Below are 15977 nucleotides of genomic sequence, written 5' to 3'. Positions count from 1 at the left end.
CGTGTAGAGACCTATTCCCTTGCTATGAACGCCCTTATCTTGCAAAACTTTATTAATATGTAAGTTTTCTCGTTCTACAGTTTAAATAACAACATCTTGATAACCAATCTCAACAACTTCTTCATTTTCAAATTTCACACCAATACCGTCCTCTTCCCAGGTACAATTGAATATTAATCCTATCCTTCTAACTCCATCTTCGAAATCAGGTAAAATAGTAAGTCCAATAGGATCAACCAACTTCCACTTCTACATTCCAAGAATGTTCGATACCTTCTTCAGTCATCTGAAATACTAAAATATTTCCATTTTTCATTTCATCAGTAAAATGCTGTAACAACATTTCTAATTCCCAATCCTCATCCACAAATGACTTGTATTGCTCCGCATTTACAAGTCCAATAAAATTCGTATCGCCATATTTCATACAAAACCACATCTTTATCCTCCTAGATATAAATAACCCTTATTTTTAATATCTACATTATGAAGAAGAAAAGAGAGTTGAGTAAATATAAGGTGTGGGGGAAATACCTAGTTTGAATAATAACAATTAATATCAGTTTTGTAATTATTTAGCCATTTACAATTTCCCCACCATTCACGTGCAGAATCTGCCCTGATATGTAAGATGCATCATCGGAAGCCAAGAATACATAAGCAGGTGCCACTTCAAACGGTTGACCGGCTCGCTTCATAGGAACATGGTCTCCAAATGTGGCAAGCCATTCTGGAGGTAAGGAAGATGGAATTAATGGAGTCCAAATTGGTCCTGGGGCCACACCATTGACTCGAATCCCTTGCGATGCCAGTGACAATGACAGCGAACGTGTAAATGAAACAATGGCTCCTTTAGCTGCCGAGTAGTCAATTGCATCTTGATCTCCGTGATAGGCACTAAGGGATGTTGTATTTATTATGGAGCTCCCTGAATTCATGTATGGCAAAGCTGCTTTCGTCAAAATAAACTGCGAAAAAACATTTGTGTGAAAGGTGCTTGCTCGTTGATTCGAATCTACATCAAGTAGACTGTTCCTTATGTATAGTACACCGGCATTATTCACCAAAATGTCAATACGACCAAATTGGTGAATCGTTCGCATTACAGCTTGTTGGCAATGCTGCTCATACCCAATATCACCTGGAATGGTAATGCAACTACGGCCGTACTTTTTGACATAGAACTCCGTTTCTTTTGCATCGCTGTGTTCATTTAGGTATGAGATTACAATGTCTGCACCCTCCTTCGCGAAGGCTACAGCGACAGCTCTCCCAATTCCACTATCCCCACCAGTTATAAGCGCTACCTTATTCATAAGCTTACCAGCTGGTTTGTAATTGGGATCATCAAATATAGGTCTGGGTACCATTAATGATTCAATGCCAGGTTTATTTTGTTGCTGAGGCGGGAAGCCCATCACATACACCCCTCTCGGCATTTTTCTATAATGTATTATGATATTCAGGAAAATATATCCTTTTCAAAAAATTAAATAGAGGAAGTGAGGGTGTAAAAATGAGTTTTTTCTACAATATGAAGCAGCTGTAGGAAGTAGTAATTATAAGGGGTTATACCAATTTTCGATGAGAGAAAATTTAATATGAATGAATGCTTGTTTTTGAATAGGGGAAAAATGACCGTCTTCTTTGCCATCAATACTCAAAATAATTTCTCTCTCTGCTCCAAACATGACGATATTTATTTGACCACTCCAATACAAATCAAAAGATATTTCACCAAATAAATCATCATTTAATTTCTTCAATATTCCTTACGCCTCCAGTTTTCATGCGTCTATACTCCCCAAATATTTATAAACACTATTCATTCTATTTACTAGGTAATTGATTATAAATTCAGTGGATTCATCCTCCAATTACATTACAAACTCGGTATACTTCGATAACAAAATATGCCAAACAATATTATTCTTCCCATTCTTCATAAACAACTGCGCCAGCAAAAACAATGTGTCCATTTCCAACAACGTTTGCTTCTTCAACAGCTTCGTTATGTTCAAAATCATAAACTCTAATCACTGCGTTATAACTCTCTAGCATATGCTCACCATAATGTTCTATGAATTGAGATACAACTATTTCATTATAAGACGCACCTTCTAATAACAGCTGTAAAGAAGCAGTTGAAATATCAATAAACGTTCTTTCTAATAAGTCTTCATTGTAATCGATAAAATCAATATGAAAATCTCTCATAAATTGTGATGGGATTCTATCTCCCTGTTCATCAAATTTTATTTCCACATACTTTTGCAACATTTCTTTACTCTTGAAATTCCCTAGCCATAGAGACATTACACCTGGATTTTCGATGTTAACCCTCCTCAAATTTTACATTTTATAAAAACTATTTAGGACCTTCATAAAATAGATTAGGAGAGCCCTATTAAGCCAGGAATTATTTTTTCTATTTTTGCCCAACTAAATAAGCATTCAACTTGCATTTGATTTCTACACTTAATTTTTAATAGCCCTTCTTCTTCAATAGCATTTATTTCAAATTGATGAATTATATTGTCTGTTCCTATATCTTTGATTATTAAATCTTGAATACAAAAGAATGAAATTTCTATATAAATTACATCCCATTTATTCCATCGCTTCGGTTTATTTTCAACAGGTTCCTTTGTCATGAGTCGGATAACTAAAGTCGGGCCATCTCTTCTAAGATGAACATCTAATAACTCTGATTGTTCAAACTCTGGTATCATTCCAAAAATACTTATAAGTGCTTGAGGATTTAAGATTTTAAGTTGATTAATCATTTTTATATGCCTTACTTTCTTTGATTTTCTTTTCAAAATAATGGGGCTTCATCTCAAAATCCAGAGAAAAACATGTAGAGAATCATCATTTATGAAAGCCTAATAGGTGCCATAAAGATAAAGTACATCATCAATAAAATACACTCTGTTATTCAGTAAGATTTTCAAGTTCCTCAGACCAAAATGTATTCTTTTCTACAGCCTTTGGATCGATACGCCTTAATTCATTTTCAAACCAGATACGCACTGATTCCGGAATTTCATTATCTAAAAAAGCAAATTCACCATTTAAGTGAATTGCTTCATCAATTAAGTTAGAAAACAATAGAAGGGTTTCTGCAAATTGATGCATGGAAGAATTAATGAAGATTTCTTCATAATTATTGTCGTGATGTAAGTAGACTACCTTATTTGTTCTCTCATCAATACAAAGAGGATCACCAGAACCAGTCGTACCTATAAACCAATAAGATTGGTAATCTATTGGCATGCCAAATTTTTGTTTTACATTCTGCATCGGTTCAGTTACATTATCGAATTCTATAAATGGAGCAGCTGCTGTTGGAAGACCAGCTTCGCTTAAAAACCTTCTCGTATCAATAGATAAATTTGTATGCTGTAACATATTTCGATCCAATTTATTTAATGGCCCATCCTTTTTTTCACTCCATCTATCACAAAATTCTTTAGGCGAAATCATCTAAATACCTCACTCCTTTTTTCATCCCCATAATTTACTCCTGCATATCCTGTTCATCTTTATAAGTTCTAATCTTTATGAAAAAGATTTATTTCTTCATTCCAAAAAGTATTATAATTAAGACAGTCCCCATCGATTTCAATTAACTTTTCTATGATAACTTCTAAATCTTCCTTCTTACATTCTCTATTCAAATATGCATGTCTACCATTCACTTCTTTTATTCTCTTTATAAACTCACTATATTCTAAAATACATTCAGCTAATTGTGGTATAGATTGATTTACATATACTTCTTCCATTGTTTCATGATCTATACATACAACTATTCCTGAAGGCTCTTTAATGAATAAAATATTTCCTTCACCTGTAGATCCTAAATATATATTCCTCTCATAACTTGCATCTAAATTATATTTTTCCTTTAAGCTTAATAAGCTACCTTTATTTGTTGATTCAAAATTCAAAAATGGTGCTGCGGATTCAGGCAATCCAGCTTTTAATAAAAAATGTTTACATGCTACAGGAATATCTAAATTTTTGAGTTTATCTTCTTCATAATGAACAAATGGATATAATTTTTGGTTCCATCTTTTTCGAAATTCATTGGGATCTATCAATTTAAGCCTTCCTTTTCACTTCAACCTTTATAAATTTTCACTATTCATTATTAATGCCTTCCGCGCAAATACAACTCTTTATCTAGCAATAATACTCCTCTTCAGCACGAAAGAGAATACATCGCGTTATTCTGCTGAAGGATTATAATCAATCTCTACTTTTTCAAGACCTTCCAATACTTTATGTATTCTATTAGATAAATCTCTTATTTCTTCTTGAGTTAATTCCCCCACTGCGTCTAGTGGATTAAACTTGCTTAATCTCTTTGTTATACCTTTTATATATCCAATAAAAACTTTATCATGAGTTAACAATATTTCACCTACAGCTGTATCAGCAATAACGTCTTCTATTTTCCCTAGATTTATATATTCATCAGCAGCCCTTGCTATTGCATATCTATAGCCCCTATTTAATATTAAAAAATCATTATAGGCTTCTTTGATGTCTTCAAACAATTCGTTATATTCCCAGTTTTCCACTTTAGGTTCCTCCATTATATGTTAATTATCATAGTAGATTTGAATTTAGACATGGATACTCTCTATTCATTAGAATACGAAACACCATTTAAACAATTATTATGTAAAAAAACAGCAGAGTTTTTAAAATCTCTGCTGTTCCCAATTATTTAACTTCTAACGTGAACCAATTATTTATTGAATATACCATCGTTACTAAGCAGCCGATTACACCATACATAATAACATTAGGATCAATCATTGAACCAAATAACACGGCTATTACCGATACCATACACAATAGCATCGCTATACCATTAATCTTAATTTCGACTATATCGCCACTTTTTACTTGTTTTTCTTTACTTCCGAAAAACAATTGATTTGCTTTTATCTTCGCTTCTTTTACATCAGAAGGGAGCGTATACTCTTCATTATTTTCTAATTTCATTACAACTTCATTATCTACCTTTAAAGCCACTCTTGTAGCTCCGCCCATCATTCCTGTTGCCCTTATTACTTTTATACTCATTTTAAACTCCCCTTAAATTCTTGTTAGCCTAATAAAAATTCCCATACTTTTCAGTTCGAATAATTTTCTATAATCTCCCAAATGATTTCCATAATATACATATTATCATATTTAGAGTTAATTTGTTGATAGTAATATGAACGTTTCTATCTTTTACTTTATAGTTTATGATAAGAATCCTGTTACTCTCCCAATATGGTTATCGGATTTTTTAAGCAAGATTTCCTTTTACATCATCTATTCTTATTTGATCGGTTTTTCTGTTTTTAAAACAAATGAACTTAATGCAGGAACCTTCATCTTATTATCATGGACAACATAAAGCACTTTACTTCCTGCATGTTCACCATCTACTAGCACTTTCCAAGGACCTTTTGATGGAAGAATAATTTCCACGGCTTCTCTATTCGCATTGTGAGCTACAACAAAATGTTCGATTTTATTACCATTTGCTTTGCCATCTATTGTATAAGCTGCAACATTTTTTGGAGCATCAATGAACGTTAGATGTTTTTTAATTTGTTCAGCAGACGTCATGCGAAAAGCTGAATGGTTGTTACGCAACTCTATTAAGCCTTTCATATAATCTACTTCTTTATCGAATGCTGCACGGCGCACCCAATCCATCTGGTTAATAGAATCAGGAGATTTGTAGCTATTATGATCACCATATTTTGTACGCATGAACTCTTGGCCTGCATGTAAGAATGAAACCCCTTGCGATGTTAATATGATTGAAGAAGACAACTTATGCATTTGTTTACGTACTTCTTCACTGTCGCCAGGATTAGTCAACTCAAGCTTATCCCATAATGTATGATTGTCATGTGCTTCAACATAAGTCAGAACCTGCTCAGGATCCTGATAAGTAGACACTTTTTTATCATAGTCAATACCAGCCGTAATTCCTTTTTTAATGCGTTCTTCCATGTTTTGCTTTCCGTTCACAAAACCATTATCCTTATCCCCAAATACGCTGCCTTTCAATCCATCACGAATATCGTCATTAAAATGAGCGATTCCTTTCATTTTCTCCGCATTTTTTTGATTTGCTTTCAACTCAGGTGCAAGAGGAGTATTTAAATCCCATCCTTCTCCATGAAGGATAATAGAAGGATCAATTTGATTAACGGCTTTACGTATCGCATTCATTGTTTCGACATCATGAATCCCCATCAAATCAAAACGGAATCCATCTAAATTATATTCTTTTGCCCAATACATGACGGAATCTACCATGAATTTCCTCATCATCTTTCTTTCAGAAGCCGTATCATTCCCTACGCCAGTTCCATTTGCGAGTGAACCATCCTCGTTGTAACGATAATAATAACCTGGAACTAACTTGTGGAAATTGGATTCATCTGCATTGTACATATGGTTATATACCACGTCCATCACAACACGAAGATTATTATCATGAAGTGTTTGAATCATTTGCTTTAATTCAGTAATTCGAACAGTCGGCTCATAAGGATTAGTAGAATACGAGCCTTCTGGTACATTGTAATTTTTCGGATCATATCCCCAGTTATATTGTGGTTCATTTAAATTTTCTTCATTTACTGAAGCATAATCAAATATCGGTAAAAACTGGACATGAGTAACACCAAGATCTTTAATATGGTCAAGACCTGTTTTTACACCTTCAGGTCCTCTCGTTCCTTTTTCTGTTACACCGAGATATTTTCCTTTATGTTTAATACCACTTTCAGGTTGAATGGAAAGATCACGTACTTGCAACTCATAAATAATTGCATCTTCCGGATTTTTAAATTTCGGTTTTTTATCCCCCTTCCAATTTTTAGGATTTGTTTCTTTTAAATTAACGACTGCACCTTTATCACCGTTCACAGAAGCAGCACGCACATATGGATCAACGGCCTCAGTCCATTTGTCACCAATCTTCACCTTATATGTATAAAGAAGGCCTTTTTGATCCCCTTTCAGTTTTGCCATCCAAGTTCCTTTTTCGCCTTGTTCCATGTCTATTTCAGTACCTTTTTCATCATCCCATTTTTTATAAGTAACCAACTTTGCCTCACTCGCAGTGGGAGCCCACAAACGGAACTTTGTTTCCCGTAGCGTATATATATTACCTAAATCATTACCATCATAATAAAATAAATGATCAAATTCCTCGCTACGAATTACTTTACCAATTTCAGTATTAGCTTCAATGGAATTTCCCATTTTGATTTTGTATGTTTGTTTTAAATCAAGATTCTTTTCTGTAATTATTTTAACCTTATTGGTAATATCTCCATCATTTGTATCATAAGGACTAACTTTCTCAATGTTAACGCCCTCAATTTCAATTTTTTGCTCCTTAATATTGAATGGAGCATTGGTAGTTATAGTGATTTCATTGAAGCTATCAATGGTAGCTTTCTGAATAGAAAGTTCAGTGGAAGGCTTAGAATAATATACTTTATCATCACCCGAAAGAACCCACACTTCAGCACGACCATCCTTAATATTTTCAATCCAATGATCACCACCATCTTTTTCCCATTCATTCGTACGAACTATAAATCCTACACGACTATAATCACCATCTATGTTCACCTTAGCATACTTACCAAACTCATCTTCCCCAGCAAATTCATAGGATTTACCACTCGCATTTTCAGTCCACATCCAAAGATTCCAGTCTTTTGTATTTCCAGCCTTCTCCTTATAATGAATGATAATTTCAGTTGTTTTCGTATTTGATTCTGCTTGTACACTCTGAAAAGAAAAACCAGATAATAGCATAGCAATTACAGTAAGTAATAAAATCGTCTTGTTTATTAATTTTTTTGTAATATACACTCCATTCACCCTTTCTTAAAATATTACGAACTATTCATTATGAGTAACACTGTATAAGTTAATCTAGAAATTGCTTTTATAACACCTCCGTACTGAATGTTTTTACTTATTTATTTCAATGATCTTTTAATAGGAAAATCAAAGATAAAAAAGGAATCAGAAATTAACGAAAACGTTTGCATTAAACCTCAAAAAAAAGACTTTCTTATTCCTTGTTATACCTCTAAATATCAAAAGATCATGGTAAACATTTTTAAGAAAACGTTTGTTATCGCTTTCAATTTTATAGCACGAACCATAAAGAGGTCAATATATTATTAATTTTCTGTTTTTATTTCGTGAACATATTTCAAATTCTAGTAACATTTAAGGTTGTAACTCATTGAAGAAAGAAAGCATGAATATATTTTGAGTTTGAGAATTCATCTCGGCTTCTACACATAATAAATTTACTACCTACTAATTTTCTCCTACTTTGCATAAAAACTCCCTTAAACAAATCCACTTGTTTAGGGGAGTTTCGGATTACTTTATTTTTCTTAATCATGTACTTTTGTTTTGCAAGAGTCATATTTTGAATCTTTTTTCTTTATAATTTGCTTGCATTCTTTTTATATTCCTCGATTATCTTGAAATCACGCTTTTTATTCTCGCCTGGAATTATACCTAATTCTTCATATTCCCAAATTACTTGTTGCTCATAGCTGTCATCATTTTCTAAATTTCTATAGTTGTATTAAAGTTTCTGTAGGTTGTTTTTCCAAAATAAATAGCTATAATCAACCTCTTCTTTTAATTCAAAATAGTTTTCCCAAGTATCTTGTGCATGATAAAGAGTTTCACCAGCATCTACAAAAACATCCCTATAATCATTTAGATACTTCCAACCATTATCATTATTAAAGTAATACATCGCAAATTGATTGCCCTCATCATTTAACATGTCGTCTGCAAACACACCACCCCGCTTTATATAGATTTGCGTACCAGTGGTTTGTCTAAGCTTAAACTTATTAATGTCATCTCGAGACTTTTCTTCAAATGCTTTACTAAATAAATTATTTTCAATTATCCATCCAAGAAACATACCAGTATGTACATATGCTTGTTCAATTGGCAAATCCTCCGGAAAATCACCATTATAATGGTACTTTGCTTTATCATAAATCACGGTATCCAACTCCTTTTCATATCTCAATTATTTTGCATTCTATCAAAAATAAAATACAAAATAACGTAACAATAGAAAAAATATACTTATATCACCATAAAAAATCTTCAAAACATAAAACTATAATAAAATTATAGCACTTTATCAATATTACATTATAAAAACCTTATATATAACTAACTTATTCTCTTTATTTAATTTATATTTTTGTCCCATTTATTTTTAAATCCTGTAGCATCAAGATAAGCATCACAGCTTTCACCAGAAGGAATATAAATATATACTTTCCCTGAGGCTTCCGTATTTCCGGTAGTAAACTCAACAGATTTTTGTTCATATTGCGAGGAAGTTGCTATATGATAAGGAATCAATTTTAAATTTTTATTCTTCCACTAAGAATTTTTTTACAGCAGTTTCAATTTGTTCTCTTGTTTGCAATTGATTAAGTAAAAGACTTCTTATATAAGATGATTTCCCAGTATTAACAAACTCCATTTCAAAATTATTGTTAGGTTTTTTTGTTTGCAATAAAGAAGACACTTTATAAATATCGTCAATGAGTTGTGGGTTTTTCTTATAATTCAACATGTCATCTTTAAATTGTAAAATCACCTTATAAGTTTTGCACTCTCCGGTTTCTATATGATTACAAGAAATGCCTTTGAGCGTTACATATTCATTTTCGACTTCTTTCATTTTGTCATGAATCTGCGTTAGGATTAAATTGGTCCAATACTCTTCTGAATCATTTTTCATTGCAAATAGCAACTGATCTTTTGATTTGATTTCTTGTATGTTTTCCAAAGTTAAATGAGGTAACTTGTCCTTATTATCTAGTATTTCAATTTTTGTTATTTGTTTATTATTGTTTTGAACAAGTTGCAATAGAGCAAATAAACGCTCAAGTTCTTTTGTTTCAAATTGACTATAATCTAGATTTTGGACAGATTTTAACGTTACGAATAATTCAGAAGGAGCCTTTCTATTGCCTTCTCCTATTATATATTGAATTACATTTTCATCAGGTGCTGGAATGTATCCCAGCTTTTTAATTTCATTCAATAACGGTTTGAATTTTTTATACTCTTCATTTATCTTTAAACCATTTTGGTAATCATCCCCTATAATAGTAGAGTTAAACAAACCGTTCACTTCCACCTGAAACTGAATGTTCTTATTATCTTTCACTTGAACCGTGTGCCAAGTGTGCCCCCCATTCCCTCCATTTATGCTGCCCCACTTCGTTACAATAACATCAATACCGTATTTGCCTTTTATATATTTTTGTATTGTTTCGTCCTCTGTGGTTTGAGAGAAAATAAGCATAAATAATGCAGTAATAGCAATAGCAATCATAATTATCACAGTTTTTTTTATATTCACAATTCACCCCTACCATATTTTAACACACAGACTTTCTCCTTCTTCATTCTACATGAGATTCAACTCACATCCATTAACTTAAGAAATTCGTTGTTCCCAAAGTGAAACATAAATTAAATGAGAAGATAAAAAAGAAGCTGGTAAAATTGCAGAACAATTACTGAAAACTTTTGGATTATCACATCGAATGCATCATTATCCAAATCAACTTTCAGGTGGTGAAAAACAACGTGTAGCCATTGCTCGTGCATTTATGAATAATCCAGACTTAATTTCAGCTGATGAACCTACTGCTAGTCTTGACTCAAAACGTGCTAGAGAAGTAGTTGAACTAATGAAACATGAAGTTAAGAAAAATAAAACAGCAGCGATTATGATTACACACGATGAAAAAATGCTTGATGTATGTGATCGAATTTTAACACTTCGCGATGGAAAATTGCTACGAGAAAACGAAGTGTAAGAGCACGTGTACAATAATAGTGACCTTTAAAAAACTTTCTTATCCCCTATTTGACTAGGAGATAAGAAAGTTTTCTTTAATTAACAGCCCATTTTAATTTTTTGCTTGCGATACAATTGTATTCTAATATAATAATTAAACGAACTTTATATGTAATATTGTGTTCATATTCTATTCATAATTCCCATGTAACATGCTTTATATAAAGCAAATGACTGTTAAAAAGGAATGATGAACGTGTTAGCATCTGCTATTACACTTATTACAGCTGCACTCATTTTTTATACAATCGGAGTATGGAGTGAAAAATTTCAAAAGACATTAAAATTGTGGCATGTCATTATTTTCTGGCTTGGATTAGTATGTGATACGATCGGGACCACATTAATGGAGAAAATGGCAGAAGCAGGATCCCTGTTCAGCTTCCATGGAATAACAGGCTTATCAGCAATTTTACTTATGCTATTCCATGCTGTTTGGGCAACAATTGTGTTAATAAAAAAAGATACAAAAATGATGACAACATTCCACACACTAAGCGTTATCGTATGGTTCATTTGGCTAATTCCATATATTTCTGGACTTATATACGGAATGACAAATAGCTTTTAATTAACCCAAAAATCACCATTGCTAAAACTACCTTAGGAGGTATATGATGAAAAAGTTATATAATGCATCGTTCACTTATTTAATTATCGGTTTACTATCAGGCATATTCGCAAGAGAATATGCAAAAGCACAGGGAATTCAAGGCACTACTCTGCTGAACCTTTTGCACACACATGTACTAGTTCTTGGATTTTTATTCTTTTTAATTGCCTTAGCCTTATCAAAATCATTTGCACTCCATGAAGCAAAAAGTTTTAACATGTGGTTCATCGTCTATAATATAGGATTGATTTTAACAGTATCTTCAATGGCGGCCCGCGGACTTCTTCAAATCAATGGAACTGATTTTAAAGGATTAAGTCATATTGCAGGAATGTCTCATTCTATCATCGGTGTCGGTCTTGTTTGGTTTATGATTCTATTAAAAAAATCATACAAAGGATAAAAGGAGATCAAACATGAGCTTAGCTGTTCTATCAAGTATTATTGCTCTTTGTATGGCTATTGGAATGATGTTTCTTCGCTTAAAATCAGCAAAGAAACCTGTAACACTTAAAAAAATTATACTCCCACCAATTTTTATGAGTACGGGAGCTTCCATGTACTTCTTACCAGAATTTCGATTAACAACAACAGAAATTCTAGAAGCAGTTATCGTTGGTTTATTTTTTTCTATTTTTCTTATTAAAACGTCAAAATTTGAAATACGTGGAAAAGACATCTATTTAATACCTTCTAAAGCATTTATATTTATTTTAGTCGGTTTACTTGTTGTTCGCATTGCTTTTAAATCATATTTAAGTCAATCCATTGATTTAGGACAATTAAGCGGTATGTTCTTCTTACTCGCCTTTGCGATGATCGTCTCTTGGAGAATTGGAATGTACCGTTCGTTTATGAAATTGCAGCGGGAAATGCGGTTTGTAGACAAAAGTCTTTAATCAAAAAAGCACATCCCTAAATAACCTGAGTCCGATACAATATCGGACTCAGGTTATTTATTTTCCTTTGAAAACGTTCATGAATGTATAGAGGAGCTTCACATATACTTTCTATGCATTATCTTCCTATTATAAAAAACACAACATTCTTAGTTTTTGAACAGTTTAGCAAACGTTTCTCTATACATTAAAAGTAAACGTCAAGTAGTCCTAAAATATAATATATGAGTGGTGTATTTCGGGCCTACTTTTTGTTTGTTTCATTTTTTATTGGTACTCTGCATATAGACGGTAAATCAGATGACCACGGCAAGACTTTGTCTATTTCTTCTTTATTCATTAGTTTTATCCATTCTCCACCTCAGACTAGGATAGAGTTAAGATTTAAAAACACTATAAATCAAACATATGTTGATTGACAATAAAGTCGTTTAAATACAAATAAAGTTGTTACACTTACAATAAAGTTATTTAAAAATGTGCCCGTTCTGTAATTCCACAATCGGACCATTTTGTTGAATAACACCTTAAAAGAAAATTGGATATCTTTTTTACATTTTAGAAGAGATTGTGAAGATTTCTACTTAAAGAGGCAAAATACTTCAAGAAGTATTTTGATGATAATGTGTTAGAATAGTTATTAGGAATGAGTCTAACTGATTTAAAAATGTGTAATAATGAAAAGAGAAAATAGTTTGAAATGAGGAAATTATATGAGTACAATCAAAAAGCACAAGCCCAATAAACTAAAAATCGTTTTACGAGCATTAATGATTATTATTGGGGCATTTATAACAGCATATGGACTAGAAGCGGTATTAATCCCAAACAACGTATCAGATGGTGGTGTGACGGGTTTAAGTATCGTTAGCTCACAACTATTTGGATTACCATTAGGACTTCTAATTGCAGTCATTAACATCCCTTTTGTTTGGTTAGGGTATAAGCAAATTGGTAGAAGTTTTGCTATTTATTCGGTTATCGGTATTGCTTCACTAGCAATCGGTACTATCCTTATGCACAACGTACCAACTATTATTCATGGTGATACATTGTTAATTACCGTTGTTGGGGGGATTATCATCGGTTTTGGTATGGGGTTAGCATTGCGTAATGGTGGCGCATTAGATGGAATTGATATGTTAGCCGTATTACTTTCTCGAAAATTACCTTTTGGGACAAGTGACCTCATCTTATTTTTAAACATTTTTGTCTTTATTGTTGTCTCAACAGTATTTGGTCTTCAAGGGGCTATTCTTTCGGCAATTGCTTACTTTATTGCTTCTAAAGTAATTCACATCGTTGAAGAAGGTTTAAGTGGTTCTAAAACCTTTACAATTATCACAAAGGAACCTGAATTAATGGTAGAGACAATTCGAGATCGCTTAGGTCGAAGTGCAACGTATAAAGAAGCTTTCGGCGGTTATTCCAATGAACAATTTAAAGAAATCACTTGTGTCATTAACCGTTTAGAAGAAAGTAAAATGAAAGAAATCATTCATGAAATTGATGAAAATGCCTTTGTTGCGGTATATGACGTAGCAGAAGTAAAGGGCGGTAATTTCAAAAAACATGATATTCATTAGTTACAACCTAAAAAATTTTTATACTGGATATTTATGTTAATGTTTTATAAAGGTTACGATGAAAAGTACTTAAACGGTGGCGTTAGCACAATAACTAAAGATCAATTTTTGAAGCTCTTGTGAACTACCCCCACTTAAATTCTAATGAATTTTGAAGTGGGAGCTTCTCAGTTCCACGACGAAAGCAACCTTTCGTCTCCCTGAGCGTTACTTCGGGTTATTCCACCCCTAGATGTCCAACGCTTGGACGTTCTTTTTTACGGTTGATATTTTACGCAGGAACCGAACGGCTTGGTTTTCGCACTGTGTTTTCTTCCTGCAACCTTATATATCAAGTTATCAAAGAACTTCATGTGTCTAGTTTATCAAAAATTTTTTGGTTGTGCCAAACCGAAATTCATCTCCCACCTAGCGTTGGGCTATCGCCCTGCACACGCTTGAGGAAGGAGAATTCTTTCGGATAGAGTGTTAAATTTTTAGATATTCCGCAATTGAGCGCGATTGTTGAAGAACCTTTAGATTTAAACGACTTTATTGTCACTTTACAGCATAACAAAAAACAGATCCATAATAGACCTGTCCAACATAACGTCATTTCTTAAATAGGGTATAATTTCCCCAGTTTTTATAACATCTCAATCCAAGAAATCTTCCTATAGGTAGAACAAAAGCTAAATTGACTAACATGGATAAAGTGTTTTACTCGGCACTAGCTAGCCCTCAATTTATAGATTCTCTGCTAACATGAAAAGGATCTACATTATTTTCTTCTAATAATTCCTCAAATTTCTCTGTTCCGTATTTTACAAAATATTCATATTCTGACCGCGAAATAAAGAACGCTAGCAAAACTTTACCATCTTTTTCTGTATTTCCAGTAAGCACATGACCATATTCTTCTGGGAAGGCAAATGGTTCCGTAAAGTAAACTGCACTTTTATTATAGTTTTGAACAAAAGACTTATCAATACTTTCAATACCACTAATTGCCGTTCCTCGTCCTATTTCTATCCCATTACCTAAACAATAAAATAAAGTATTTGCAAGAATATACCCTGTACTACGAAATGCTCCATCAACTACCATTGAAACTTCAACATTATCTCCTACTATTTCTTCATATTTACTAAAACCAATTGTATTAAAAACGAGGCATTCTTCAAATACATTTTCATATTTCAAAATTTGTATACTCGGAATATCCTCACTATTTTTAAACACTTCTCGGTCCATTGGTTGACCTAAGTATTTACTATAATGGTCGTAATAAAGCTCGCCATAATGAATCATTCTTTGAATTCCCCTTTATACGTTCCTGTTACATCTTTACACACATGAATTTTTGTTAGTTTATTTAAAAGACCATATAGCTGAATTGATAATCCTTTTACCGAACTTAGAAGACTGTTTAACTTTACTCCTCATATAAATGATCAAGAAATTCATTTATGTTATTTGCTAAAAAGTACATATTTTTCATACCATCGTGCTCTTCATCATGAGCCCAATGAAAGATTTTTTCACAATATTCTTCATTGATGCCCAAACATATTTGATTACCGCCGGGATCATCTGCAATTGGTATAAACCCCATATCTAAGAGCTCATCAAAAAAATCTATTATTTTATCCAAATTATCATACATACTACCAATTCCATAGAAAATGTTTAATACACTTTCTCCTTCATCATCAGAGATCTTATAAATACTTGCTTTTGGATAGCCACCATTGTATTTCAATAAAAACTCTCTATAATAGTTCGGAAATCGCAGCTGATGTTTTTTCTCAAAAGCTTCTAATTCTTCTAATAATAATTTTTCATGAATCATTTCAATCTCCAACGTAGTTCCACTCCTTCGCAAACTATTTTTACCACTTCTTTTTGATTAGTTGATCACACATATC

17 protein-coding genes and 4 pseudogenes are annotated in these 15977 nt (G+C 32.7%); 5 read left to right on the top strand and 16 right to left on the bottom strand.

All coding sequences use genetic code 11. The features are described from left to right. Window positions 1–81: 81 nt before the first annotated feature. The 14 genes and pseudogenes from QUF99_RS03010 to QUF99_RS02950 all read right to left on the bottom strand — a co-directional run. A pseudogene (locus QUF99_RS03010) lies at window positions 82–243 on the bottom strand (DUF6985 domain-containing protein); the annotation flags it as partial. Continuing rightward, window positions 236–427, bottom strand: a pseudogene (locus tag QUF99_RS03005) (hypothetical protein); the annotation flags it as partial. The pseudogenes QUF99_RS03010 and QUF99_RS03005, both read right to left, overlap by 8 nt. Before the next feature lie 148 nt (window positions 428–575). Beyond that, complete coding sequence (locus tag QUF99_RS03000; RefSeq protein WP_289368582.1) at window positions 576–1418, bottom strand: SDR family oxidoreductase; 843 nt, start codon at window positions 1416–1418, stop codon at window positions 576–578. A 141-nt stretch (window positions 1419–1559) separates the two neighbouring features. Beyond that, window positions 1560–1766 (bottom strand): DUF6985 domain-containing protein, encoded by a 207-nt coding sequence (locus tag QUF99_RS02995; protein ID WP_289368581.1) that lies wholly within the window; start codon window positions 1764–1766, stop codon window positions 1560–1562. Between the two features lie 160 nt (window positions 1767–1926). Beyond that, on the bottom strand, window positions 1927–2334 hold the full coding sequence (locus QUF99_RS02990) for an immunity 22 family protein (RefSeq protein WP_289368651.1): 408 nt from the start codon (window positions 2332–2334) through the stop codon (window positions 1927–1929). 59 nt (window positions 2335–2393) lie between these two features. Beyond that, window positions 2394–2786 (bottom strand): immunity 50 family protein, encoded by a 393-nt coding sequence (locus QUF99_RS02985; RefSeq protein ID WP_289368580.1) that lies wholly within the window; start codon window positions 2784–2786, stop codon window positions 2394–2396. Between the two features lie 148 nt (window positions 2787–2934). Continuing rightward, entirely contained in the window at window positions 2935–3486 is a 552-nt protein-coding gene (locus tag QUF99_RS02980) for an SUKH-4 family immunity protein (RefSeq protein WP_289368579.1), read from the bottom strand. A 68-nt stretch (window positions 3487–3554) separates the two neighbouring features. After that, window positions 3555–4106: an SUKH-4 family immunity protein gene (locus QUF99_RS02975; protein WP_289368578.1), complete on the bottom strand. Its 552-nt coding sequence runs from the start codon at window positions 4104–4106 to the stop codon at window positions 3555–3557. A 126-nt stretch (window positions 4107–4232) separates the two neighbouring features. Next, window positions 4233–4589, bottom strand: a complete 357-nt coding sequence (locus QUF99_RS02970) for an Imm3 family immunity protein (protein ID WP_289368577.1) — start codon at window positions 4587–4589, stop codon at window positions 4233–4235. Between the two features lie 145 nt (window positions 4590–4734). Continuing rightward, on the bottom strand, window positions 4735–5100 hold the full coding sequence (locus tag QUF99_RS02965; RefSeq protein ID WP_289368576.1) for a hypothetical protein: 366 nt from the start codon (window positions 5098–5100) through the stop codon (window positions 4735–4737). Between the two features lie 243 nt (window positions 5101–5343). Further along, a complete protein-coding gene (pulA, locus tag QUF99_RS02960; protein WP_289368575.1) occupies window positions 5344–7914 on the bottom strand; it encodes a type I pullulanase in 2571 nt (856 codons plus the stop codon). 589 nt (window positions 7915–8503) lie between these two features. Continuing rightward, window positions 8504–8638 (bottom strand): annotated as a pseudogene (locus tag QUF99_RS28460) (hypothetical protein); the annotation flags it as partial. Window positions 8639–8650: 12 nt separating this feature from the next. Beyond that, entirely contained in the window at window positions 8651–9085 is a 435-nt protein-coding gene (locus tag QUF99_RS02955; protein WP_289368574.1) for a DUF7832 domain-containing protein, read from the bottom strand. A gap of 381 nt (window positions 9086–9466) precedes the next feature. Next, window positions 9467–10468, bottom strand: coding sequence for a hypothetical protein (locus tag QUF99_RS02950; protein ID WP_289368573.1), 1002 nt, complete (start codon window positions 10466–10468; stop codon window positions 9467–9469). Window positions 10469–10616: 148 nt separating this feature from the next. Here QUF99_RS02950 and QUF99_RS02945 point away from each other — a divergent pair. The 5 genes and pseudogenes from QUF99_RS02945 to QUF99_RS02925 all read left to right on the top strand — a co-directional run. After that, a pseudogene (locus QUF99_RS02945) lies at window positions 10617–10931 on the top strand (ABC transporter ATP-binding protein); the annotation flags it as partial. A 237-nt stretch (window positions 10932–11168) separates the two neighbouring features. Then, complete coding sequence (locus QUF99_RS02940; RefSeq protein WP_289368572.1) at window positions 11169–11543, top strand: HsmA family protein; 375 nt, start codon at window positions 11169–11171, stop codon at window positions 11541–11543. Window positions 11544–11589: 46 nt separating this feature from the next. Continuing rightward, entirely contained in the window at window positions 11590–11988 is a 399-nt protein-coding gene (locus QUF99_RS02935) for a DUF2871 domain-containing protein (RefSeq protein WP_289368571.1), read from the top strand. Between the two features lie 13 nt (window positions 11989–12001). Continuing rightward, complete coding sequence (locus QUF99_RS02930) at window positions 12002–12484, top strand: CcdC family protein (protein ID WP_289368570.1); 483 nt, start codon at window positions 12002–12004, stop codon at window positions 12482–12484. Between the two features lie 713 nt (window positions 12485–13197). Further along, window positions 13198–14070, top strand: a complete 873-nt coding sequence (locus QUF99_RS02925; RefSeq protein WP_289368569.1) for a YitT family protein — start codon at window positions 13198–13200, stop codon at window positions 14068–14070. 720 nt (window positions 14071–14790) lie between these two features. On the opposite strand, the gene QUF99_RS02920 is transcribed toward QUF99_RS02925, so the two are convergent. Together QUF99_RS02920 and QUF99_RS02915 are read right to left on the bottom strand one after the other, a co-directional pair. After that, on the bottom strand, window positions 14791–15360 hold the full coding sequence (locus tag QUF99_RS02920; protein WP_289368568.1) for a suppressor of fused domain protein: 570 nt from the start codon (window positions 15358–15360) through the stop codon (window positions 14791–14793). Between the two features lie 124 nt (window positions 15361–15484). Next, window positions 15485–15913: an SMI1/KNR4 family protein gene (locus QUF99_RS02915; RefSeq protein ID WP_289368567.1), complete on the bottom strand. Its 429-nt coding sequence runs from the start codon at window positions 15911–15913 to the stop codon at window positions 15485–15487. Between the last annotated feature and the right edge of the window lie 64 nt (window positions 15914–15977).

It is taken from the genome of Bacillus sp. DX4.1 (assembly GCF_030348195.1).
In the GTDB taxonomy this organism is placed as follows: domain Bacteria; phylum Bacillota; class Bacilli; order Bacillales; family Bacillaceae_G; genus Bacillus_A.
The sequence above is the reverse complement of the archived record's forward strand: the minus strand, read 5'-3'. Positions and strand labels throughout refer to the sequence as shown.